We start from the raw sequence: 22,162 nt of genomic DNA, 5'->3' as shown, positions 1-22,162 counted from the left end.
CCGTGCTGGTTGTACGGGGCTCCCCCGCTCCGCGCACGGCTTTACGAAACATTGACCCCGAAGTCTAGAGCGATGCCCCGGAGCCCGGACGCGTACCCCTGGCCGACTGCCCGGAACTTCCACTCTCCTCCGTATCGGTACACCTCGCCAAAGATCATGGCAGTTTCGGTGGATGCGTCCTCAGAGAGGTCATAACGGGCGAGCTCCTGGCCGTCGGCCTGGTTCACGACGCGGATGAACGCGTTGCTGACCTGGCCGAAGGTCTGGCTCCTGTTGTCCGCGTCATGGATGGAGACCGGAAAAATGATCTTGTCGCAGTCGGCCGGCACCTTGGAGAGGTCGATCAGGAGCGACTCGTCGTCACCCTCGCCCTCGCCGGTGAGGTTGTCCCCCGTGTGCTCGACCGAACCGTCGGGGCTCTTGAGCTGGTTGTAGAAGATGAACCACTCGTCGCCCATGACCCGGCCACCGCTGCAGAGCAGCGCGCTGGCGTCCAGGTCGAAGTCGGCTCCGGTGGTGGAGCGTGCGTCCCATCCGAGCCCGACCAGGATCTGTGTGAGGTTCGGTGCGGCCTTGGAGAGGGAGACATTGCCTCCCTTGGCGAGTGTGACGCCCATGATCGTGGTCCTCCCCGAGCTGTGGTGGTGCTGTGGTCGAGCGCGTCCGGCGCCGCACTGGGAGTGCGGCGCCGGACGGGATGAACGTGCTGTGGTGCTTCGGCTCAGACGTTGACGCCGAAGTCCTGCGCGATGCCGCGCAGACCCGACGCGTAGCCCTGACCGACGGCGCGGAACTTCCACTCCGCCCCGTTGCGGTACAGCTCGCCGAAGACCATCGCGGTCTCGGTCGAGGCGTCCTCGGAGAGGTCGTAACGGGCGATCTCGGTGCCGCCCGCCTGGTTCACCACGCGGATGAACGCGTTGCGCACCTGGCCGAAGGACTGCTGACGGCTCTCGGCGTCGTAGATCGACACCGGGAACACGATCTTGTCGACATCGGCCGGAACCGTCGCGAGGTTGACCTTGACCTGCTCGTCGTCGCCCTCGCCCTCACCAGTGGTGTTGTCACCGGTGTGCTCGACCGAGCCGTCCGCGCTCTTCAGGTTGTTGAAGAACACGAAGTCCTGGTCGTTACGGACCTTGCCCTCGGCGTTCGTCAGGATGGCGCTGGCGTCGAGGTCGAAGTCCGTACCCGTGGTGGTACGGACGTCCCACCCCAGGCCCACGACCACGGCCGTGAGGCCAGGGGCCTCCTTGCTCAGCGATACGTTGCCGCCCTTGCTGAGGCTGACTCCCACGAATCCTCCCTATGGTCTCTAGGGGCGGGGAGCCCCCGTGCTGCTCTGGTATCGGATCAACGTCTGGATCCTAGTAAGGGGTTCCCGCCCCGGCGAGGGATCCTGCAGGGTGTCGTCCGTCGGTGGCTCGCCCTACAGGGCGTCGATCGCCTTGATGTACTCGTTCAGGTCACGCGCGTCCGGCAGGCCGTTGACGACGGTCCAGCGGACCACGCCCTTCTTGTCGATGATGAACGTGCCGCGCACCGCGCAGCCCTTCTCCTCGTCGAAGACGCCGTACGCGCGCGAGGCCTCGCCGTGCGGCCAGAAGTCGCTCAGGAGCGGGTACTCCAGGCCCTCCTGCTCGGCGAAGACACGCAGCGCGAACGGCGAGTCGTTCGATACGGCGAGCAGCTGCACGTCGTCGTTGACGAACTTCGGCAACTCGTCACGCAGCGCGCACAGTTCCCCGGTGCACACACCGGTGAAGGCGAACGGGTAGAAGAGCAGCACCACATTCTTCTCGCCCCGGAAGTCCGAGAGCTTCACGGTCTCGCCGTGCTGGTTCTTGAGCTCGATCTCCGGAGCCAAGGTGTCGGCCTCGATCGCCATGGTGAAGCTTCCCTTCCGTGGGGCTGTTCGGGTGGCTTCAGCCTAGTTGGCCACGTACGGGCACCGCCGCGCAGGTGGGTGCGGGGCGTGCGGTCATGCGTGAGGGCCCCCGCGGGCGCTGTGGCGCACCTGCGGGGGCCCTCACGATGGGTTCTCGTTCCGCTGCGGCTGCTATCGCTTCTTGGCGGCCGCCTTCGGCGTGGCCAGACGGCTTGCGGTCCAGTCCTTACCCGCGCTGACGCTCTTGCTCGCAGTCAGGCCCGCCGTGGTGGCGGCCTCGCCGATCTCACTGGCCTCGACGTAACCGTCGCGGCCGGTCTTCGGCGTCAGAAGCAGGATGGAGCCGCCTTCCTCCATGTAAGCGATGCCATCTACCAGCGCATCAGTAAGGTCCCCGTCGTCATCACGGAACCAGAGCACCACGGCGTCAGCCACGTCGTCGTAGTCCTCGTCGACGAGCTCGGAGCCGATGGCCGCCTCGATGGTCTCTCGGAGCTCCTGATCGACGTCGTCGTCGTAGCCGATCTCCTGGACCACCTGGTCGGTCTGGAAACCAAGCCTTACGGCAAGGTTCGTTTCCGCGTGGTCCGCGGTCGCGCTCACGGATTGCCTCCTGATCGTGTTTACGAAGTTGTCTACAGCCTCGCGTACGCGCGAAGCGTTGGCCGTAGTCCACACGTGCGCGGCGGATCGCGCAAGTACCCGGCCGTCAAGACCGCCGAAACGGTGACTTTCCAGGCTGTGTCACCGCAACTCCTGTCAAGGATCCCCGCAGGCCAGTGATGTATGCCACAGCGATCTGTCAGCTTTGCCCGTCACTGCCCGAGCACCGAGCGCGACCGGGGCCCGCCACCCCCACGGAAGCCCTGAGCGAAATCCGCGTATCGTGACGGTTTGGGTGCGACGGCTGGTGGGATGCGGACCGGACCTCGAATTACCTCTCGGTAGAGATGACGATTCCGAATTCGAGGTACACGATGGACAACGGCGCACCCGACAGTGGAACAGTGGCATCACCGACAGTGAAGGAACAGCGTGGTTTCCGGATCCGATCGCAACCAGATCATCATTGGCGGTCTTCCCAGCCAGGTCCCGGACTTCGATCCCGAGGAGACCCAGGAGTGGCTCGACTCTCTTGACGCCGCAATCGACGAGCGCGGCCGCGAGCGGGCCCGGTACCTGATGCTCCGGCTGATCGAGCGGGCCCGCGAGAAGCGCGTGGCCGTGCCCGAGATGCGCAGCACGGACTACATCAACACCATCGCCACCAAGGACGAGCCGTTCTTCCCCGGCAACGAGGACATCGAGCGCAAGGTCCTCAACGCGACGCGGTGGAACGCGGCGGTGATGGTGTCCCGCGCGCAGCGGCCCGGCATCGGCGTCGGCGGCCACATCGCCACGTTCGCCTCCTCCGCGTCCCTGTACGACGTGGGCTTCAACCACTTCTTCCGCGGCAAGGACGAGGGCGACGGCGGCGACCAGGTCTTCTTCCAGGGCCACGCCTCTCCGGGCATCTACGCCCGCGCCTATCTGCTCGACCGGCTCAGCGAGGAGCAGCTCGACGGCTTCCGCCAGGAGAAGTCGAAGGCGCCCAACGGGCTGTCCTCGTACCCGCACCCGCGCCTCATGCCGGACTTCTGGGAGTTCCCCACCGTCTCCATGGGCCTCGGCCCGCTCGGCGCGATCTTCCAGGCCCGGATGAACCGCTACATGGAGGCGCGCGGCATCGCCGACACCTCCAAGTCGCAGGTGTGGGCCTTCCTCGGCGACGGCGAGATGGACGAGCCCGAGTCCCTCGGCCAGCTCTCCATCGCCGCCCGTGAGGGCCTCGACAACCTCACCTTCGTCGTCAACTGCAACCTGCAGCGCCTCGACGGCCCCGTGCGCGGCAACGGCAAGATCGTCCAGGAGCTCGAGTCCCAGTTCCGCGGCGCCGGCTGGAACGTCATCAAGCTGGTCTGGGACCGCAGTTGGGACCCGCTGCTCGCGCAGGACCGGGACGGCGTCCTGGTCAACAGGCTGAATACGACGCCCGACGGCCAGTTCCAGACGTACGCCACGGAGACCGGCGACTACATCCGCGAGCACTTCTTCGGCGACGACCACCGCCTGCGCACGATGGTCGAGAACATGACCGACAAGGAGATCCAGCACCTGGGTCGCGGCGGTCACGACCACAAGAAGATCTTCGCCGCGTTCACGGCCGCCAGGGAGCACAAGGGGCAGCCGACGGTCATCCTGGCGCAGACGGTCAAGGGCTGGACCCTCGGCCCGAACTTCGAGGGCCGCAACGCCACGCACCAGATGAAGAAGCTGACGGTCGACGACCTCAAGGGCTTCCGCGACCGGCTGCACATCCCGATCACCGACGCGCAGTTGGAGAGCGGCGCCCCGCCGTACTACCACCCCGGCCGGGACTCCGAGGAGATCCAGTACATGCACGACCGCCGCAAGGCGCTGGACGGGTACGTCCCGACCCGTGTCGTGCGCGCGAAGCCCCTCCAGCTCCCGGACGACAAGGCCTACGCGGGCGTCAAGAAGGGCTCCGGGCAGCAGTCGATCGCCACGACGATGGCCTTCGTCCGGCTGCTCAAGGACCTGATGCGGGACAAGGAGATCGGCAAGCGCTTCGTGCTGATCGCTCCCGACGAGTACCGCACCTTCGGCATGGACTCCTTCTTCCCGAGCGCGAAGATCTACAACCCGCTCGGCCAGCAGTACGAGTCCGTCGACCGTGACCTGCTGCTCGCCTACAAGGAGTCGCCCACCGGCCAGATGCTGCACGACGGCATCTCGGAAGCGGGCTGCACGGCGTCCCTGATCGCCGCAGGCTCCGCCTACGCCACCCATGGCGAGCCGTTGATCCCGGTCTATGTCTTCTACTCCATGTTCGGTTTCCAGCGCACCGGCGACCAGTTCTGGCAGATGGGCGATCAGCTGGCGCGCGGCTTCGTCCTCGGTGCGACCGCCGGCCGCACGACGCTGACCGGTGAGGGTCTCCAGCACGCGGACGGACACTCGCAGCTGCTCGCCTCGACCAACCCCGCTTGCGTCGCCTACGACCCGGCGTACGCCTACGAGATCGCGTACATCGTCAAGGAGGGTCTGCGCCGGATGTACGGCCCGACCGCCGACGGCAAGGCGGGCGAGGACGTCTTCTACTACCTCACCGTCTACAACGAGCCGATCCAGCACCCCGCCGAGCCGGCCGATGTCGACGTCGAGGGCATTCTCAAGGGCATCCACCGCATCAGCACCGGGACTTCGGGCTCGATCCCGGCCCAGATCATGGCGTCGGGCGTCGGCGTCCCGTGGGCGTTGGAGGCGCAGCAGATCCTCGCCCAGGACTGGAACGTGCGGGCCGACGTCTGGTCCGCGACGTCGTGGAACGAACTGCGCCGCGAGGCGGTGGAAGTGGAGCGCCACAACCTGCTGCACCCGGAAGAGGAGCAGCGCACGCCCTACGTCACGCAGAAGCTGTCCGGCGCGCAAGGGCCGTTCGTCGCGGTCTCCGACTGGATGCGCTCCGTTCCCGACCAGATCGCGCGCTGGGTGCCCGGCACGTACCAGTCGCTGGGTGCGGACGGTTTCGGTTTCGCGGACACTCGGGGCGCCGCGCGTCGCTTCTTCCACATCGATGCCCAATCGGTTGTGGTCGGGGTGCTCACGGAGCTGGCGCGGGAGGGCAAGGTCGACCGCTCGGTCCTCAAGCAGGCGATCGACCGCTACCAGCTGCTCGACGTCTCGGCCGCCGATCCCGGCGCGGCCGGGGGCGACGCCTGACCGATGCCTGACTGACCGATGCCCTGGCGGAGGGCGGCGAGAGCTTGGGCATCGCCGCCCTCCGGCATGTCCAGGGTCACGGGCATGTCCAGGGTTACGGGCATGTCCAGGCTTACGCTCAGAACGCTCCTCCCGCGAGCGGCCCGGCCGCCGAGGCCAGCCAGACCATCGCGAGGAGAGTCTCGAGCGCGCCGAGCACGACCGCGACGAGTGCCGGTACCGACTGTGTGCCGGTCCAGCGTCGGCCCATGGCCAGCCAACCGCAGACGACGGCGACCGGTCCGAGCACGATCCCCAGGGTGAAGAGTCCGGCGATCGCGCAGATGAGGCCGATGATTCCGAGCGACGCGCGGTCCGGCCCGGTCCGTGACCGTGTGCGGCCACGTGAGCGGGGGTGCTTGCGCGTGGTGTGTCCGAAGCCCGCCATCATCACTCCCTGAGTTCTTCCGGCTTTCCGGTCCTTCCGGTGTTCCGGACTCGGGCAATGCTTCGGGTACCCCCGCTTTCCGCGGTCTATCGCGCGGTACGCCCCTGTCCCCGCCGGGCCCCTATTGCTCCCAGACCTTGAACGCCCGGGCCCGGTACGGGGATTCGGGCTCCCACGTCCCGCTGCCTGGGTACGTCTGGAACTCGCCGGTCTCCGCGCACACCGCGGATTGATAGGTGGTGACGGGACGGCCGGTGCGGTTGGCGAGGGACGCCGCGCTGCTCCCCTCCGGCAGCGCGACACAGCTCTCGATGTCGATATCGGCCAGTTCATAGGCGTGCCGGGACCCCTTGAACCCGCTCTTGCCCCAGAGGCACAGCTCCCCCGCCGCGCAGTCGCTCAGAGTCGGTGGCGCCGCCGCGGTGGCGAGGCCTGGAGTGAGCGCCACCGCGGCGAGCGCGGTCGCGGCGGCAGCCGTGGTCATGAACGTACGCATGTGCATCAACCCCCGTGTCGTGTCGACCAGTTGCGTTCGCGACTGATCGCCTGCCAGACACTCTGGCCCGGAAGATCTGGTTCCGGGAAGGGCTGCCGAGGGACGTCACCCTGATAAGCGAAAGCCCCCGGAAAGTTCCCGGGGGCTTCCCTCGCACGAGCGGTTTCGCGCGACTCAAGGGCGGTTTCACGCCATCCCGGCCGGCGGTCGAGCCGTCAGATGTGCGCCGTGCCCGCACCCGCCTCCGCGTTCTCCCCGCGCTTGGTCAGCAGCGCGACGAAGATGGCGACGACGGCGACACCCGCGGCGACCAGGCAGGCCATGCTCATGCCCGAGATGAAGGTGTCCTGCGCGACGCCCGTGATCTTCTCGGCAAGCGCCGGCGGGGCACCCGGGGGCACCGGCGCGACACCGACCTGGACCGCCTCCGACGCCTGGCCCAGCTGGTCGTGCGTGAGCGGAGGGAGCCCGGCGCCCGTCCAGTTCCCGGCGAGATCGCTGTCCACCTTGGACGCCATGACGGCACCGAGCACGGCGGTGCCGAGACTGCCGCCGATCTGCATCGCGGCCTGCTGGAGTCCGCCGGCCACGCCGGAGAGCTCCAACGGGGCATTGCCCACGATGACTTCCGTGGCTCCGACCATCACGGGCGCGAGGCCGAGACCCAGCAGGGCGAACCAGAGGGACATGATCCCGCTGCCCGTTCCCGCTTCCAGCGTGGACATCCCGTACATGGCGACGGCGGTGAGCGTCATGCCGCCGGCGAGCGGGACGCGAGGCCCGAACTTCGTGATCATCGCCCCTGCCAGCGGCGAGCCGACGATCATCATGCCGGTCAGCGGCAGCAGGTGCATGCCGCTCTCGACGGGGCTCATGCCGTGCACGTTCTGGAGGTAGAACGTGACGAAGAACAGTCCGCCCATGAACGCGATGGCCATCAGCACCATCAGGACCACACCGGCCGACAGCGGCACGGAACGGAACAGGGCGAGCGGGATGAGCGGTTCGGCGACGCGGGTCTCCCAGAACGCGAACACCACGAAACACAGCACAGAAGCGGCGATGAACGTCCAGGTCATGCCGTCGCCCCAGCCCCATGTCGGCGCCTTGATGAGCGCCCAGACCAGGCAGAACATCGCGCCGGACAGCAGCAGGATGCCAGGGACGTCGAAGGACCGCGGCGCGTTCTCGACACGGTGGTCCAGGAGGATGAAAAGCCCCAGGGCAAGGGCGAGAACGCCGATGGGGACGTTGATGAAGAAGACCGACTGCCAGCTGACGTGCTCGACGAGCAGCCCGCCGACGATCGGGCCGCCGGCGGTGGAGGCGCCGATGACCATGCCCCAGATACCGATCGCCATGTTCAGCTTTTCGGCGGGGAACGTGGCGCGCAGCAGGCCGAGCGCGGCAGGCATGAGCAGCGCCCCGAACAGGCCCTGGAGCACGCGGAAGGTGATGACGAGGGCGATGCTGTCGGACAGGCCGATGGCCCCCGACGCGGCGGCGAAGCCGACGACGCCGATGAGGAAGGTCTGCCGGTGACCGAACCGGTCACCGAGCTTGCCCGCGGTGATCAGCGTGACCGCGAGGGCGAGGAAGTAGCCGTTGGTGATCCACTGAACGTCGGCGAAGGTCGCGCCGAGGTCCTTCTTAATAGTCGGGTTGGCGATGGCGACGATGGTGCCGTCGAGGGCGACCATCATGACGCCGATCGCGACGGAGAAGAGTGTCAACCAGGGGTGACCGCGCAGCCCCTTGGCCGGTGTCGGGACGTGCTCGGGCTCCGGAACCCGATCCGCCTTGTCGACAGTGGTCTGACTAGTCATGTGTTCGAGGCTAATGACAGCCACTGACAGTTGACGAACCATTTAACAAGTCAGTAACTGTCACGTCGCTCACACTAGGGTGAGCGGGTCAAACAGTAAGAAAGAGGACCATGACGGATCGAATCAACCTGCGTGAACTCAAGAAGGAGCGCACTCGAAACTCCCTACTGCGCACGGCACTTGAGCTCTTCACGACCCAGGGGTTCGACCGGACGACGGTCGACGAGATCGCCGAGGTCTGCGAGGTGTCCCAGCGCACCTTCTTCCGGTATTTCGCGAACAAGGAGGAGGTCGCGCTCGCGGTCCAGCAGACGGTGGAGTCCCGCTTCGTCGCCGCGCTGCGCGAACGCCCCCCGGAGGAGAACCCGTTCGAGGCGCTGCGGCGGACCGTGCTCGGCACCTGGGACGCGATGAGCCGCGTCGTGGAGGAGCTCGTCCCACTCGAACTCCACATGCGCACCTATCAAATGATCGAGTCCACCCCCTCCCTGCTCGCCGTTCACTTGCGCCGCTCCATCGAGCTGGAAGAGGAACTCGCGCGCGTGGTCGCCGAGCGCGAAGGACTCGACGTGGACAGCGACCCGCGCCCGCGCGTGGCCGTGGCCGCATTCGGTGGCGTCATGCGGATGACCGGCCGCCTATGGGGTGCGGGAGGGGACGCGAGCATCGACTCGATCCGCGCGCTCACGGAGTCGTATCTCGATCACCTGAGGCCTTCATTGGCCGGGCAATGGCGCCGCGACCAGGGATGACGCAGCGTGAGGCGGCAACACACCCATGTCCGCTTTTACCCAAATACACCACGGGAAACGTGATCCGCCTCACCTCATTCACGGTGCCGCGCGCGCTTCTCCTAGGGTGTCCCGCAGTGACTTCCTTCGATACCTCTCCCCAACTCAACGTCTGGCGCGCACTGCTTGCGCTGGTCGTCGTGTTCGTCATGCTGGCCACCACCGGCTGGACCGCGGTGCGTCATCAGCGAGGCGTCACATCGCCGATCCAGACCGCGCTCACCGCTTGGGAGCACGGTCGGATAAACGGACATGCCCTGCCCGCGCACGACGGCTCCCCCACCCGCCTCGCGCATTTCTTCGACTCGCTGAGCGCGCACCAGCGCGGCGAGCTCGCCGCCCGGTATCCGCTCGCGGTCGGCAACATGAACGGTGCCCCCGTAGAGCTGCGTTATCGCGCCAACCGCGTAGCTCTCGACCAGGCCCGCCAGGTCGAGCACAGACGCATGTACGACAACCGGTTGTCGTCCGTCGGTCACGCCGACGCGAAGAAGCGCATGAACAGGTTCGCGTCCCTGGCGAAGCCGGATCGCGAGATCCTCTCCTTCGACCCCCTGGGCGCCGGCCGGGTCGCCGAGGTCTTCGGTGACCTCGACAAGGCCCAGCGGGTGTCCGTCGTGGTGCCAGGTGTCGACACGAACGTGCTCACCTTCGAGCGCACGTCCCGGCAGTACTCGGCGCCCGTGGGCATGGCGCGCTCCCTGTACGGCGCCGAGCGCGGCGCCAGTCCGCACACGCGTACCGCGGTCGTCGCGTGGGCCGACTACACCGCGCCGGCCGGCCTGGGGGTGGACGCCGCCACGGCGATGCGCGCCGAGGACGGAGCGAAGCGGCTCAACGCCATGCTTCGCGGTCTGCCCGGCCGGTCCTCCGTCGCCCTGTACTGCCACAGCTACGGCTCGGTGGTGTGCGGCGTCGCGGCGCACCACATGCCGGGGCGGGTCAGCGACATCGCGGTGGCGGGCAGTCCCGGCATGCGCGCACAGAGCGCAGCGGGCCTGGACACGCACGCGCGCGTGTGGGCCACCCGCGACAGGGACGACTGGATCCAGGACATTCCCTACATGGAGGTGGGCGGTCTCGGTCACGGGGCCGACCCCGTCTCGTCCGCGTTCGGCGCGCGCGTCCTGGCGGCAGGCGACTCAAAGGGCCACACCGGCTACTTCGTGCCGGGCACCGAGAGCCTCGCCAACTTCGCCGACATCGGCACCGGCGCGTACAAGACGGTGCACTGTGCAGGCGGAGGTCAGGGCTGTCTGGACGGATTTTCCGGGAACGTCTCCGCCTGACGCGCGTAGAAAGTGCTGAAACCGCGGTCTGCCGCGATAGGCGACGGGGACGCGTGCTCCGCCTACGATGAGCCACATGGGTGACGTACTGGCCGGATTTCATGCCGCCTGGGAGTTCGAGTCCGACTCCGTGCTCATCCGCTTCGAACGGGGGATCCGCACGCCGAAGCTCCTTCAGGCGCTGGGCGAACGTCGCATCCCTCTGGAAGCGGTCGCGGCGGTGACCCTCACGCCTGGGAAACGGGGGACCGTCGTGCTGCACGCGGTGCCGCGGCCGGGCGCGGACCCTCTGATGGACGCTGCCGCGGGCCAGCTCAAGGAGGGCAGCGACCCGTACCGCCTCGTGCTGCCCGCCGAGCGGGAGACGCTCGCCGAGTACTACGCGGACGAGCTGCGGGCGAAGCTCTCCGACCACGAGGACATGCGCCCGGAGAGCTATCTGGTGGCTCCTCCCGAGGCGCCACGCCAGTTCAAGGCCTACGACGGGAAAGCCACCTTCGACGGGGACTCGGTGGCCTTCCGCTGGTTCTGGACCGGAGCGTCCTCCGCGAAGTGGAAGGCCGGGGACAAGACGTTCCCGATCTCGGACCTGAGCGGCGTCGAGTGGCGCTCCCCCGAACTCTTCGAGGGCCACCTGCGCCTGTTGCCCCGGGACGTCTCCGGGGAGCAGCCCGGTCAGGCCGACCAGGATCCGGCCGCGGTCGTCTTCGGTCTTGGCTACGGCCCGGTGCACGAGTCGCTGCCGTTCGCCGCCTCGGTGCTGGCGGCCGTGCGCGCGTCCGGCCCGGCGCCGCCGCAGGGCGGGACGTTGTGTACCGAGTCGGCGGGTCCCGGAAGACGTGATCCCGCGGACATCGCCGACCGCATCCGGCACCTGGGAGAGCTGCATCAGGCGGGTCTGGTGACCGATGCGGAGTTCACATCGAAGAAGGCCGAGCTGCTCGCCCAGCTGTGACCTCATACCCGGGTAGGGGGTGCGGTTGAGCACTCCGGTATGACGGCACGATCGGGCGCGGGTGTCTACGCTGATCTGGCCATGAGCACCGCACCGCCATCCCCCGAGAAAGCGCCCCGCCCGCCGGACGACGGTTCCGGCCGGGCGGGCCCTCGGCGTATGACCGGAGCAGTGCGTCGGATGGGCGACCGGCTGACCCGGGCCGGGGCGACGCTGACCGCGGCGGTGGGCGACGACCGGTCGGAACCCCTGCTGGCGCACGCGCCCCGCCGTTGGATGCGCCTGCTGCCCTATCTGATCGCGCTGGGCTTCACCGCGTCGCTGATTCCGGTCACGACCCAGGTCCTGTCGAACGACTACGGGGTCGGGGGCGGCCTCGCCGCCGCGATCGGTGTGGCGCAGTCCGCTCCCCTGATCCTCGCGGTGAGCCGGCCGCTGGCCGCCTGGTACATCATGATCACCGCGGCCGTGCTGGGCACGATTCCCATCTTCCAGGGGGACGCGCACCGCCCGTCGCCGTGGACGGCCATGGTGATCGTCGCGTACCTCGTGCTGTGCATCGCCCTGGCTCTGCGAGAGAGCCGTCGCACCCTCGTCAAGATCTGGCTGGTCACCGTCGCCGCCAGCATCACGGTCGGCATCTTCCGCGACAGCACCAGCCAGGACACGGGGGTGCTCCTCATCGTCCTGAGCGGCGGAGTGCTGCTCCTGGGTGCTCTGCTGCGGGAGCGCGGCGAGACCAGACGCAAGCTCGTGGCGCAGGAGACGATCAGCGAGGCCGAGCGGACCCGCAGAACACTGCTCGAGGAGCGGGCCAGGATCGCGCGCGAGCTGCACGACGTCGTCGCCCACCACATGTCGGTGATCACCGTGCAGGCGGACTCCGCTCCGTACCGGCTGCACGGCCTGCCCGGCGAGGCGCGCGAGGAGTTCGAGTCGATCGCCACGGGTGCGCGCGCGTCGCTGACCGAGATGCGCCGTCTCCTCGCGGTCCTGCGCAGCGAGGAGGCACAGGGCGACCTGGTTCCGCAGCCCGGCCTCGCGCACCTGCCCCAGCTGGTCGAGGCGACCGTGCGAGGCGGGGTGCCGGCCGACCTGTCCTATCCGGAGCTGGCTCTCGTCGGGGAACTGGCCCAGGTGCCCCCGGCGGTGGACCTCTCCGCGTACCGCATCGTGCAGGAGGCCTTGTCGAACGTGGTGCGGCACGCTCCGGGTGCACCGACTCAGGTCTCCATCGGCCTCGACGGCGACGCCCTGCTGGTGGTCGTGGTCAACGGGCCGGCCGCCGAGCCGGTCTCCCCCGTCGAATCGGCCGCCGGTACCGGACACGGGCTGATAGGGATGAACGAGCGCGTACGGTTGGTCGGCGGCACGCTGGACGTGGGCCCGCTGCCCGACGGAGGTTTCCGTGTCGCGGCCCGGCTCCCGTTGACCGTGCCCGACTCCCCGACGGCATAAAGGAATTCGGCACGCATGACCATCCGCGTGATCATCGTCGACGACCAGAGCATGGTGCGGGCGGGTTTCGCCGCGCTGCTGAACGCGCAGAGCGATATCGACGTCGTGGGCGAGGCCCCGGACGGCAGGGAGGGCGTGCAGGTGAGCCGCTCCACGCATCCCGATGTCGTCCTCATGGATGTGCGGATGCCCGAGATGGACGGGCTGGCCGCGGCTCAGGAACTGCTGGCCCCGCCGCCGGGCGTGGTGCACCGGCCGAAGGTGCTGATGCTCACCACGTTCGACGTCGACGACTATGTGTACGCCGCGCTGCGGGCGGGCGCGTCGGGGTTTCTGCTCAAGGACGCGCCGCCGGCCGATCTGATCGCCGCGGTGCGCGTGATCGCGGCCGGTGAGGCACTGCTCGCTCCGACGGTCACCAAGCGTCTCATCGAGGACTTCGCCAAGACCCGCCCCGCGCACCGCAAGAGCCACTCTCCGCTGCTGAAGAGCCTGACACCGCGTGAGGCCGAGGTCCTCGAGCTGATCGCGCGTGGGCTGTCCAACCAGGAGATCGCACAGAAGTTGGTGCTGGCCGAGCAGACGGTGAAGACCCATATCGGCCGTGTGCTGGCGAAGCTGGACCTGCGCGACCGGGCGCAGGCCGTGATCTTCGCGTATGAATCGGGTCTTGTCGCACCCGGCGGCCGGTGACCCGCCGCTCCCGAGGCGTCCGACCCCCTACTGCGGTATTAGACCGAGTACCCAGGTATCAAAGGCCAGTTGGCTCCGCAGTGTGACGTCCCGACCGCGTCCGTCCTTCTACCTTCCCCTCGTCACACCACTGGACGAAGGGGAGACGGGCAATGGGTCTGAGCTCTTGGAAACAACGCGGCCGTCGTGCCGTGGCAGCCGCCGCACTCACGGCAATCGCCGTGTCCGGCACGGCGGGTTGGGCATCGGGCCAGGAACAGCACCCGTTCACCGGCCCTCCCCCGGGCACTGCCTCATGGCGCGCGGACGATTCGCTGGGCCGCGGACTGCCTGACCCCGCGACGGCAGAGCCCTCGCGCGTCGCGTCCTTCTTCCGCGGGTTGAGCGGAGCGGAGCAGCGCGATCTGGCCGTGCGACACCCGTCGGTCGTCGGCAATCTGGACGGAGCCCCGATCGCTCTGCGATACGAGGCGAACGCGCTGTCGCTCAGGGCCGAGCAGGCCCGGGCGCGCGCCGACGCCGAGAACCCAACGCTTACCGAGCGACAGCGGACCTCGGCGCGTGCACTCACCGACCGCTGCTCCCAACTGCTCGCGCAGGACCGCCGGATACTCGCCTTCGATCCCCGTGGGCGTGGCCAAGTCGCCGAGGTCTACGGGGACCTGGAGACGGCTCGGCATGTCTCCGTGATCGTGCCGGGTTCCGACATCGACCTGGGCACGTTCGACCGGGCCACGGATGTGTACGGGACCCCGGCCGGGATGGCACGCTCGCTGCACCGGGCGACGGGCGGGCGGACGGCCGTGGTGGCGTGGGCCGGATACACCACTCCGGTGGGTCTGGGCCCGGATGCGGCCACAGGCAGACTCGCCGAGGCGGGAGCCCCCAGGCTGGCCCGCTTCGCGCAGGGCCTCACCGCGGCGGGTGCCCCGAAGCCGACCGTCTTCTGCCACAGCTACGGGTCGGTGGTGTGCGGGATCGCCGCGTCCCGGCTTCCCGCGGCGGACCTTGTGGCCCTCGGTTCGCCCGGACTGCGTGCCGACACGGTGGCCGAACTGCACACCCGCGCCAGGGTGTGGGCGGCTCGGGACGACAGCGACTGGATCGCCAAGGTGCCGAACGTCGAGCTGTTCGGTCTTGGGCACGGGACCGACCCGACCGACGCGTCCTTCGGAGCCCGGCGGGTGCCTGCCGAACGAGCACAGGGACATACGGGCTACTTCGCGCCGGGCACGGACTCGCTGCGCGCCTTCGCCGACATCGCCACCGGAGCTGCGTCATGACCGCCACTTCTCTCCGCGCTTCCATGTCCTCGGCCGTCGCCTCGATCGACGCGAAGACCCCCGCCCACCGGGATCGGGCAGTGGACGGACTGCGGGCCTTGGCCCTGCTCGCCGTGCCCACCGGTCACTGGCTGCTCGCCGGCTTCACGCTGGACCCGCAGGGCGCCCTGCACAATGCGAGCCCGCTGAGCAGCTTCGGCTTCTTCGCGCCCCTCAGCTGGGTGTTGCAGATGCTCGGGGTCTTCTTCCTCGTCGGCGGATACGCGTCGGTCCTCTCGTTCCGGCGGGCACGGGAGCGTGGCACGTCGACGGCCGGCTGGCTGCGCGGCAGGCTCGCCCGTCTGGGCCGGCCCGTGCTGGGCGTGACCGCGGTGTGGGCCGCGATGGCCCCCTTGCTGTACGCACTCGGGGTGCCGATGGCGACGTTGCGCACGGCTTCCACCCTGGTGATACAACCCCTGTGGTTCGTCGGCATCTACACCGTGATCACCGCGCTCACCCCGTGGTGCATCAAGGCGGCGCGCAGGCTCGGTGCCTGGTCCGCTGTCCCACTGATCGGATCGGTCGCCGTCGTCGACTTCCTCCGGTACGGCCCCTTCTCGTCCGCCATGCCGTCGTGGCTGAGCCTGCTCAATCTGCTTCCGGGCTGGATGTTCGCCTATCAACTCGGCGTCTGCTGGGGCGAGAAGAGGCTCGGAAAGCGGGGGGCCTGGGCACTGCTCGTCGGTGGCACGGCTCTGTTCGCGGCCTTGTTGCTGCTCTTCCACTACCCGGCGTCGATGGTCGGGGTACCGGGCGAGGCGCGGACGAACTCTCATCCGCCGTCGCTGTTGGTCCTCGCCCTTGCGGCCGCGCAGAGCGGCGCGGCGATCCTGGTGCGGGACCGGCTGGCCAAGCTGCTGCGCCGCCCGGCTCTGTGGGCGCCGGTCGTGGTCATCAACCTGTCGGCGATGACCATCCTGTGCTGGCACCAGACGGCGCTGCTCGCAGCGGCGATACCCGGCTCCTTCGCCGGCGCGATACCGGGCCTCACGACGGCACCGGACACGCTCGCCTGGATAGCGATCCGTCTCGCGTGGCTACCGCTGTTCGCGACTCTGCTCGTCCTGATAGGCCGCTACGCGCGGGGCTTCGAGTCACCGTGGAAGCGGGTGAGTCGGGGACGCCGGGCGCTGGCGGGACTGCTCGCCGCCGGGTTCGCGGTGTTCGCGCTGGGGCTGGCGTGAGAAGCACCGGCCCCTCGGGGCGAACCGCCCCGTGGCGGCCCGGCTATTCGCGGCCCGCCGATGTGGAGGTCATGTCCGCGTACCGGTCGCCCGAGACCTTGGAGGCGATCGGTTCGAGGAGCCCCAACTCCGCGTCGGTGAGCACGATGCGGGTCGCCCCGGTGTTCTCCTCGACGCGCGTGCGCTTGCGGGTGCCGGGGATCGGAACGACACCGAGCCCAAAGGCCGCCGCCTGCTGCTGCACCCAGGCCAGGGCGATCTGGCCGGGTGAGGCACTGTGGGCATCGGCGACCTGCCGGACGGGGTCCAACAGGGCCGCGTTGGCGGCGGCGTTGTCCCCGGTGAATCGGGGCTGTTGGCGGCGGAAGTCGTCGCTGGCGAGTTCCTTGTCGGCGGAGACGAAGGCGCCGGTGAGGAAGCCACGGCCGAGCGGGGAGTACGGGACGAGTGCGACGCCGAGTTCCGCGGCGGCGGGCACGACCGAGCGTTCGATGTCTCGGCTGAACAGCGACCACTCGGACTGGACGGCCGCGATCGGGTGGACGGCGTGGGCGGCGCGCAGTTCGGCGGCGGTGACCTCGCTCAGGCCGAGGTGCTTGACCTTGCCGGCGGCGACGAGTTCGGCCATCGCGCCGACCGACTCCTCGATCGGCACGTTCGGGTCGCGGCGGTGCATGTAGTACAGATCGACCGAGTCGACGCCCAGGCGTTGGAGGCTGGCGTCGATGCAGGTCCTGATGTACGCGGGGTCGTTACGGATGACGCGCTTGTACGGGGCGCTCGGATCGGACCCGATGGCGAACTTGGTCGCCAGGACGAGTTCGTCCCGATGCGCCCTGACGAAAGGAGAGAGGAACTTCTCGTTCTCACCGGCACCGTAGGCGTCGGCGGTGTCGTACAAGGTGACGCCGAGTTCAAGGGCCCGCTCCAGGGTGGCCCTGGCCTCGTCGGCGTCCGTCGGTCCATAGGCCCAGCTCATACCCATGCAGCCGAGGCCCTGAATGCCCACCACGGGCCCGTTGTTTCCCAACTCAACAGTGGAAATGCGCCGCTGCTCGCCCGCCTGCGGCGTCCGCTCCGTGCTGCTCATGCGCTTCACGCCCTCTCCGGCGTCGGTCGGGCGCCCGCGTAGAAGTCGATCTTGTAGTCCAGTACGGCCAGGGTGTCCTGAAGCTCCGCCACCCGGTTCAGGACGTCGCGGCGGGTCGCTTCGAGCAGTTCCCTGCGCTCGTCGAAGGTCTGCTCACCGCGGCGCACGAGCTCGGCGTAGCGCACCATGTCGGCCACCGGCATCCCGGTGAGCCGGAGCTTGCCGACGAGCGCCAGCCAGTCCAGATCACGGTTGCTGTAGCGGCGCTGCCCAGTGTGCGAGCGGTCGACATCGGGCATCAGGCCGATCCGCTCGTACCAGCGCAAGGTGTGGGCGGTCAGTCCGGTCAGGGCGACGACCTCGCTGATGGAGTAGTGGTCCTGGCCCTCGGGGCGGGGGTACGAGGGTGGCGCCGAGGCGCAGTTGTCGGGCTTCCGGGTCGCCGCGCGGGACCGGGGCGTGGTCTCCATCACCGTCATGGCCCCCACGCTAGAACCTTGGAGTGCACTCCAAGCAAGCACGGCACAGAAAATCGGGACGACACCTCCAAGGCGGCCCGGTTACGGTGCGGGCCATGACTGCCGTACGCCGCGCCGCACCCGCCGACGCCGAGGAACTGGTCCGCCTGCGCAAGATCATGCTGGACGCGATGAGGCCGAGCGACGACGTGGAGTGGCAGCCGTACACGGCGCGGGCCCTGCGAGCCCATCTGGCCGACGGGGACGGCCCGTTGGCGGTGTTCGTGGTCGAGGCACCGGATGTTCCAGGCACACTCGCGGCCTGTGCGACCGGCACGATCAACCTCAGCCTGGGCGGTCCCGGAAACCCCGAGGGCACGTCGGGACACGTCTTCAATGTCTGCACCGATCCCGCGTACCGACGCCGCGGCTACTCACGGGCCTGCATGGATGCGCTGCTGGCCTGGTTCAAGGAGCGGTCCGTGCGCCGCATCGACCTGCACGCCTCCTCCGAGGGTGAGCCCCTGTACTCCTCCCTCGGCTTCGCTCGCACTCCCGCACCCGCGATGAGGCTGACTCTCTGACGCCGCCGGCGAGGAATTAGGCTCGTAGGCATGCAGAGCCTCGCGTTGATCGAGAACTGGCCGGTACCGACCGCCGCAGCAGCCGTCGTCCGTGCGGACGGCACGGTGCTGGGGACCCGGGGACCCACGGCCCACCGTTTCCCGCTGGCCTCGGTCACCAAGCCGCTCGCGGCCTACGCGGGGCTGGTCGCGTACGAGGAAGGGGCGATCGAGCTCGACGAGCCGGCGGGCCCCGAGGGCGCGACGGTCCGGCATCTGCTGGCGCACACCAGCGGACTCGCCTTCGACGAGCACAGGACCACGTCGGAGCCGGGTACCCGGCGGCTGTACTCGAACGCGGGCTTCGAGGTGCTCGGGGACCACATCGCGAAGGCGACGGACATCCCGTTCGGCGAATATCTGCGCCAGGCCGTGCTCGAACCGCTGGGGATGACGGCGACGGCGCTCGACGGATCGCCCGCCAAGGACGGTGTGTCGACGGTGGACGACCTGGTGCGGTTCGCCGCCGAGGTACAGGCACCGCGACTGCTCGACCCGCGGACCGTGGCCGAGGCGATGACCGTGCAGTACCCGGGCACGAAGGGCGTGCTTCCGGGGTACGGGCACCAGAACCCGAACGACTGGGGCCTCGGCTTCGAGATCCGGGACCACAAGTCGCCGCACTGGACGGGTAGTTCGTCGTCGCCGCGGACGTTCGGGCATTTCGGGCAGTCGGGCACGTTCCTGTGGGTGGACCCGGATGCCGGGGTGGCCTGTGTGGCGCTGACGGATCGGGCGTTCGGGCCGTGGGCGGCCGAGGTGTGGCCGCCGTTCACCGACGCGGTGCTCGCGGAGGTCTGACCGGAACCCGGTGATCCACTCGGGGCGGCCACGCCCCGCGTCACCCACCCCAATTCACCCGCCCCGATTCACGCGCCCATCTCCCAGATCAGCAGCTGTGCCTCCGTCGCCGCCAGCACCTCGAGGTCGGTCTCCGCAGTGATGCGGGCGGCGTCCCCGTCGCCCAACTCCGTGTCCCCGAGCCGCACTTCGCCTCGCACCACATGGACGTAGGCATGAGGGGCGGTCGGCACCTCCCCTCGCTCACCTGCCGCCAGGCGCCGGACGTGCAGCATGGCGCCCGCAGCGGGGACGTCGTAGGGGGTGGAGTCCGCGATGCCGTGCACCACCTCGTACACGGGGTCGCCTCCCGGGTCGCGGGGCGCGAGCCACATCTGGATGAAGGTGAGGGGCTCGACGCCGTCATTGCGTTCGACGTGGCGGACGCCGCCGCCGGAGCTGAGGCGCTGAACGTCGCCGGGGCGGACCACGGACTCGTGGCCGGTGGAGTCGCGGTGGGTGAGCTCACCGGTGACGACCCAGGTGACGATCTCCGTGTGGCTGTGGGGGTGTTCGTCGAAGCCGGCGCCCGGCGCGAGGCGTTCCTCGTTGCAGGCGAGGATCGCGCCGAAGCGCAGGTTGTCCGGGTCGTAGTGCGGGCCGAAGGAGAACGCGTGGAGGGATTCGATCCCCTCCCCGGGTTCGCCGCCGGGATAACGGTCGCCGGAGCGGCGTACATCAATCACGCGGTACACGGTAGCCCTCGTTTCCGGCCTTTCGACGGGCTCACCTCGGACCCTCCACTCCGCTGAGGCGTCCCGATAAGGCAGTCTTGTCCCCGTGCCCCAATCGGAATCAGAGCAGCCCTCAGCGAACGAACCAGCGGACCGTCCAGGCGGCCCCGTGGAGCCTCACCCGCACTCGGCGACCCTGAAGCGCCTGGAGAAATCGTCCGGGGCACTCGCCGCGCAGGCGATTACGCGCATGGACGAGACCTTGCCCTGGTACCGGGCGATGCCTCCGGAGAACCGGTCGTGGATCGGTCTCGTGGCGCAGGCGGGTATCGCCGCGTTCACCGAGTGGTTCCGGCACCCGGACGCCCCGCAGGCCATCTCGACGGATGTGTTCGGCACCGCGCCCCGGGAGCTGACGCGGGCGATCACGCTGCGCCAGACCGTGGAGATGGTGCGGACGACGATCGAGGTCATGGAGTCCGCCATCGACGAGGTGGCGGCGCCCGGCGACGAGAGCATCCTGCGGGAAGCACTGCTCGTGTACGCGCGGGAGATCGCGTTCGCGACCGCCCAGGTGTACGCGCAGGCGGCGGAGGCGCGGGGCGCCTGGGACGCGCGGCTCGAGTCGCTCGTGGTGAACGCCGTCCTGTCCGGGGAGGCCGACGAGGGCGCGGTGAGCCGGGCCGCGGCGCTCGGCTGGAGCTCCCCTGAACACGTGTGCGTGGTGCTCGGCACGGCACCCGACGGTGACAGCGAGCTGACGGTGGAGGCGATCCGGCGGGCCTCGCGCCACGCCAAGCTGCAGGTCCTGACCGGGGTGCTCGGGAACCGGCTCGTCGTGATCGCGGGCGGCAGCGACAACCCGCTGGCCGTGGCGAAGTCGCTGATCGGGCCGTTCGCGGCGGGAGCCGTGGTCGCCGGGCCCGTGGTGCCGGACCTGTTGGCCGCCACGCGGTCCGCCCAGGCCGCGGCCGCCGGGCTCAAGGCGTGCAGCGCTTGGCAGGACGCTCCGCGTCCCGTTCTGGCGGACGATCTGCTTCCGGAGCGCGCGATCGCGGGAGACCCCGCCGCGCGAGAGCAGTTGGTGGAGGAGATCTACAGACCGCTCGAGGAGGCGGGCTCGGCGCTCCTCGAGACGCTCAGCGTCTACCTGGAACAGGCAAGCAGTCTGGAGGGCGCGGCGCGGATGCTCTTCGTGCATCCGAATACCGTCCGCTACCGGCTTCGACGTGTGACCGACGTCACCGGGTGGTCGCCTTCGGATGTCCGCTCGGCGTTCACCCTGCGCATCGCCCTCATCCTGGGGCGTCTGGCCGAGGCCGATCCCCAGTCGTAGGCTTTTGTCGGGGGTCTACAATTCCCCCTTCGGTTCTTCGTCCCTGTCCCCACCGGCGGCCCGACCCGTCCCCAAGAGAGAGTGTGAGAGTGCTCGTACTCGTCGCTCCCGGCCAAGGCGCCCAGACGCCCGGCTTCCTGACTCCCTGGCTCGAACTCCCCGGTGCCGCGGACCGCGTTGCCGCGTGGTCCGACGCCATCGGCCTCGACCTTGCCCACTACGGCACGCAGGCCGACGCGGACGCGATCCGTGACACGGCCGTGGCCCAGCCGCTCCTTGTCGCGGCCGGACTGCTCTCGGCCTCCGCGCTCGGCGATGTCGCGCCGGGCGCCGTGGCGGGGCACAGCGTCGGTGAGATCACCGCCGCGACGTTCGCGGGAGTGCTCGACGAGACCACCGCTCTGAAGCTCGTGCGCACGCGTGGTCTGGCCATGGCGGAGGCCGCGGCGATCACGGAGACCGGGATGTCGGCGCTGCTCGGCGGCGACCCCGAGGTCACCGTGCAGCATCTGGAGAAGCTGGGCCTGACTCCGGCGAATGTGAACGGCGCGGGCCAGATCGTCGCCGCCGGCACGCTGGAGGAGCTCGCCGCCCTTGAGGCCGACAAGCCCGAGGGCGTGCGCCGCGTGGTGCCGCTGAAGGTGGCGGGCGCGTTCCACACCCGGCACATGGCACCTGCCGTGGCGAAGCTTGAGGAGGCCGCCAAGGAGCTGGCCCCCGCCGACCCCACGGTCGCGTACGTCTCGAACAAGGACGGCAAGGCCGTCGCGTCCGGCGCCGAGGTGGTCTCCCGCCTGGTCGGCCAGGTCGCGAACCCCGTCCGCTGGGACCTGTGCATGGAGACGTTCCAGGAGCTCGGTGTGACCGCGCTCATCGAGGTGTGCCCGGGCGGCACCCTCACCGGGATCGCCAAGCGCGCGCTCCCGGGCGTCAAGACCCTCGCCCTGAAGACCCCCGACGACCTCGACGCAGCCCGCGCCCTGATCGCCGAAGTAGCCGCAGCAGCCACGGCCTGACAAGGAGATC

General features: G+C 69.2%; 22 protein-coding genes. 12 read left to right on the top strand and 10 right to left on the bottom strand.

Going from position 1 to position 22,162, the window contains the following annotated elements:
- Positions 1 to 41 precede the first annotated feature (41 nt).
- The 4 genes from OKJ99_RS39925 to OKJ99_RS39910 form a co-directional block, all read right to left on the bottom strand.
- Complete coding sequence (locus tag OKJ99_RS39925; RefSeq protein ID WP_326023370.1) at positions 42 to 617, bottom strand: TerD family protein; 576 nt, start codon at positions 615 to 617, stop codon at positions 42 to 44.
- A 104-nt stretch (positions 618 to 721) separates the two neighbouring features.
- The gene (locus OKJ99_RS39920; protein WP_326023369.1) at positions 722 to 1,297 is read right to left on the bottom strand and encodes a TerD family protein; all 576 of its coding nucleotides are present in this window, start codon (positions 1,295 to 1,297) and stop codon (positions 722 to 724) included.
- A 132-nt stretch (positions 1,298 to 1,429) separates the two neighbouring features.
- Entirely contained in the window at positions 1,430 to 1,888 is a 459-nt protein-coding gene (locus OKJ99_RS39915) for a peroxiredoxin (RefSeq protein ID WP_326023368.1), read from the bottom strand.
- A 171-nt stretch (positions 1,889 to 2,059) separates the two neighbouring features.
- A complete protein-coding gene (locus OKJ99_RS39910; RefSeq protein WP_326023366.1) occupies positions 2,060 to 2,491 on the bottom strand; it encodes a DUF3052 domain-containing protein in 432 nt (143 codons plus the stop codon).
- A gap of 432 nt (positions 2,492 to 2,923) precedes the next feature.
- On the opposite strand from OKJ99_RS39910, the gene aceE reads away from it, so the two are divergent.
- Entirely contained in the window at positions 2,924 to 5,671 is a 2,748-nt protein-coding gene (aceE, locus tag OKJ99_RS39905) for a pyruvate dehydrogenase (acetyl-transferring), homodimeric type (protein WP_326023364.1), read from the top strand.
- Between the two features lie 118 nt (positions 5,672 to 5,789).
- Here aceE and OKJ99_RS39900 read toward each other — a convergent pair whose 3' ends face one another.
- The 3 genes from OKJ99_RS39900 to OKJ99_RS39890 all read right to left on the bottom strand — a co-directional run bounded on the left by OKJ99_RS39900 (position 5,790) and on the right by OKJ99_RS39890 (position 8,420).
- Positions 5,790 to 6,098, bottom strand: a complete 309-nt coding sequence (locus OKJ99_RS39900) for a small hydrophobic protein (RefSeq protein ID WP_407700857.1) — start codon at positions 6,096 to 6,098, stop codon at positions 5,790 to 5,792.
- 121 nt (positions 6,099 to 6,219) lie between these two features.
- Positions 6,220 to 6,594, bottom strand: coding sequence for a peptidase inhibitor family I36 protein (locus OKJ99_RS39895; protein ID WP_407700856.1), 375 nt, complete (start codon positions 6,592 to 6,594; stop codon positions 6,220 to 6,222).
- A gap of 215 nt (positions 6,595 to 6,809) precedes the next feature.
- Complete coding sequence (locus OKJ99_RS39890; RefSeq protein ID WP_326023361.1) at positions 6,810 to 8,420, bottom strand: MFS transporter; 1,611 nt, start codon at positions 8,418 to 8,420, stop codon at positions 6,810 to 6,812.
- Positions 8,421 to 8,530: 110 nt separating this feature from the next.
- Between OKJ99_RS39890 and OKJ99_RS39885 the strand changes: the two genes are divergently transcribed.
- From OKJ99_RS39885 to OKJ99_RS39855, 7 genes are all read left to right on the top strand, one after another.
- Entirely contained in the window at positions 8,531 to 9,172 is a 642-nt protein-coding gene (locus OKJ99_RS39885; protein ID WP_326023360.1) for a TetR/AcrR family transcriptional regulator, read from the top strand.
- 116 nt (positions 9,173 to 9,288) lie between these two features.
- Positions 9,289 to 10,500, top strand: a complete 1,212-nt coding sequence (locus tag OKJ99_RS39880; RefSeq protein WP_326023359.1) for an alpha/beta hydrolase — start codon at positions 9,289 to 9,291, stop codon at positions 10,498 to 10,500.
- Between the two features lie 76 nt (positions 10,501 to 10,576).
- Positions 10,577 to 11,455 carry a DUF4429 domain-containing protein gene (locus OKJ99_RS39875; protein WP_326023357.1) on the top strand — a complete coding sequence of 293 codons (879 nt, stop codon included), beginning with the start codon at positions 10,577 to 10,579 and terminating at the stop codon, positions 11,453 to 11,455.
- An 81-nt stretch (positions 11,456 to 11,536) separates the two neighbouring features.
- Positions 11,537 to 12,913, top strand: a complete 1,377-nt coding sequence (locus tag OKJ99_RS39870) for a sensor histidine kinase (RefSeq protein WP_407700855.1) — start codon at positions 11,537 to 11,539, stop codon at positions 12,911 to 12,913.
- A gap of 15 nt (positions 12,914 to 12,928) precedes the next feature.
- The gene (locus OKJ99_RS39865) at positions 12,929 to 13,606 is read left to right on the top strand and encodes a response regulator transcription factor (RefSeq protein WP_326023356.1); all 678 of its coding nucleotides are present in this window, start codon (positions 12,929 to 12,931) and stop codon (positions 13,604 to 13,606) included.
- 152 nt (positions 13,607 to 13,758) lie between these two features.
- Positions 13,759 to 14,889, top strand: coding sequence for an alpha/beta hydrolase (locus tag OKJ99_RS39860; protein ID WP_326023355.1), 1,131 nt, complete (start codon positions 13,759 to 13,761; stop codon positions 14,887 to 14,889).
- Positions 14,886 to 16,115 carry an acyltransferase family protein gene (locus tag OKJ99_RS39855; RefSeq protein WP_326023354.1) on the top strand — a complete coding sequence of 410 codons (1,230 nt, stop codon included), beginning with the start codon at positions 14,886 to 14,888 and terminating at the stop codon, positions 16,113 to 16,115. The genes OKJ99_RS39860 and OKJ99_RS39855 overlap by 4 nt, the downstream gene beginning before the upstream one ends.
- Positions 16,116 to 16,158: 43 nt before the next feature.
- On the opposite strand, the gene OKJ99_RS39850 is transcribed toward OKJ99_RS39855, so the two are convergent.
- Both OKJ99_RS39850 and OKJ99_RS39845 read right to left on the bottom strand, forming a co-directional pair.
- Positions 16,159 to 17,205 (bottom strand): aldo/keto reductase, encoded by a 1,047-nt coding sequence (locus OKJ99_RS39850; protein ID WP_326023353.1) that lies wholly within the window; start codon positions 17,203 to 17,205, stop codon positions 16,159 to 16,161.
- 5 nt (positions 17,206 to 17,210) lie between these two features.
- Positions 17,211 to 17,684, bottom strand: a complete 474-nt coding sequence (locus tag OKJ99_RS39845; RefSeq protein ID WP_326023352.1) for a MerR family transcriptional regulator — start codon at positions 17,682 to 17,684, stop codon at positions 17,211 to 17,213.
- 95 nt (positions 17,685 to 17,779) lie between these two features.
- Between OKJ99_RS39845 and OKJ99_RS39840 the strand changes: the two genes are divergently transcribed.
- Both OKJ99_RS39840 and OKJ99_RS39835 read left to right on the top strand, forming a co-directional pair.
- The gene (locus OKJ99_RS39840) at positions 17,780 to 18,247 is read left to right on the top strand and encodes a GNAT family N-acetyltransferase (RefSeq protein ID WP_326023351.1); all 468 of its coding nucleotides are present in this window, start codon (positions 17,780 to 17,782) and stop codon (positions 18,245 to 18,247) included.
- A 30-nt stretch (positions 18,248 to 18,277) separates the two neighbouring features.
- Entirely contained in the window at positions 18,278 to 19,087 is an 810-nt protein-coding gene (locus OKJ99_RS39835; protein WP_326023350.1) for a serine hydrolase domain-containing protein, read from the top strand.
- Positions 19,088 to 19,155: 68 nt separating this feature from the next.
- Here the strand turns inward: OKJ99_RS39835 and OKJ99_RS39830 are convergent, their stop codons facing one another.
- A complete protein-coding gene (locus OKJ99_RS39830) occupies positions 19,156 to 19,812 on the bottom strand; it encodes a pirin family protein (RefSeq protein ID WP_326023348.1) in 657 nt (218 codons plus the stop codon).
- A gap of 157 nt (positions 19,813 to 19,969) precedes the next feature.
- Here OKJ99_RS39830 and fasR point away from each other — a divergent pair, with 157 nt between their 5' ends.
- Positions 19,970 to 21,136: a fatty acid biosynthesis transcriptional regulator FasR gene (fasR, locus tag OKJ99_RS39825; RefSeq protein ID WP_326023347.1), complete on the top strand. Its 1,167-nt coding sequence runs from the start codon at positions 19,970 to 19,972 to the stop codon at positions 21,134 to 21,136.
- A gap of 89 nt (positions 21,137 to 21,225) precedes the next feature.
- Positions 21,226 to 22,152, top strand: a complete 927-nt coding sequence (locus OKJ99_RS39820; RefSeq protein ID WP_326023345.1) for an ACP S-malonyltransferase — start codon at positions 21,226 to 21,228, stop codon at positions 22,150 to 22,152.
- Positions 22,153 to 22,162 lie beyond the last annotated feature (10 nt).

This window comes from Streptomyces endophyticus, from assembly GCF_035798155.1.
GTDB lineage: Bacteria > Actinomycetota > Actinomycetes > Streptomycetales > Streptomycetaceae > Streptomyces > Streptomyces endophyticus.
The sequence above is the reverse complement of the archived record's forward strand: the minus strand, read 5'-3'. Positions and strand labels throughout refer to the sequence as shown.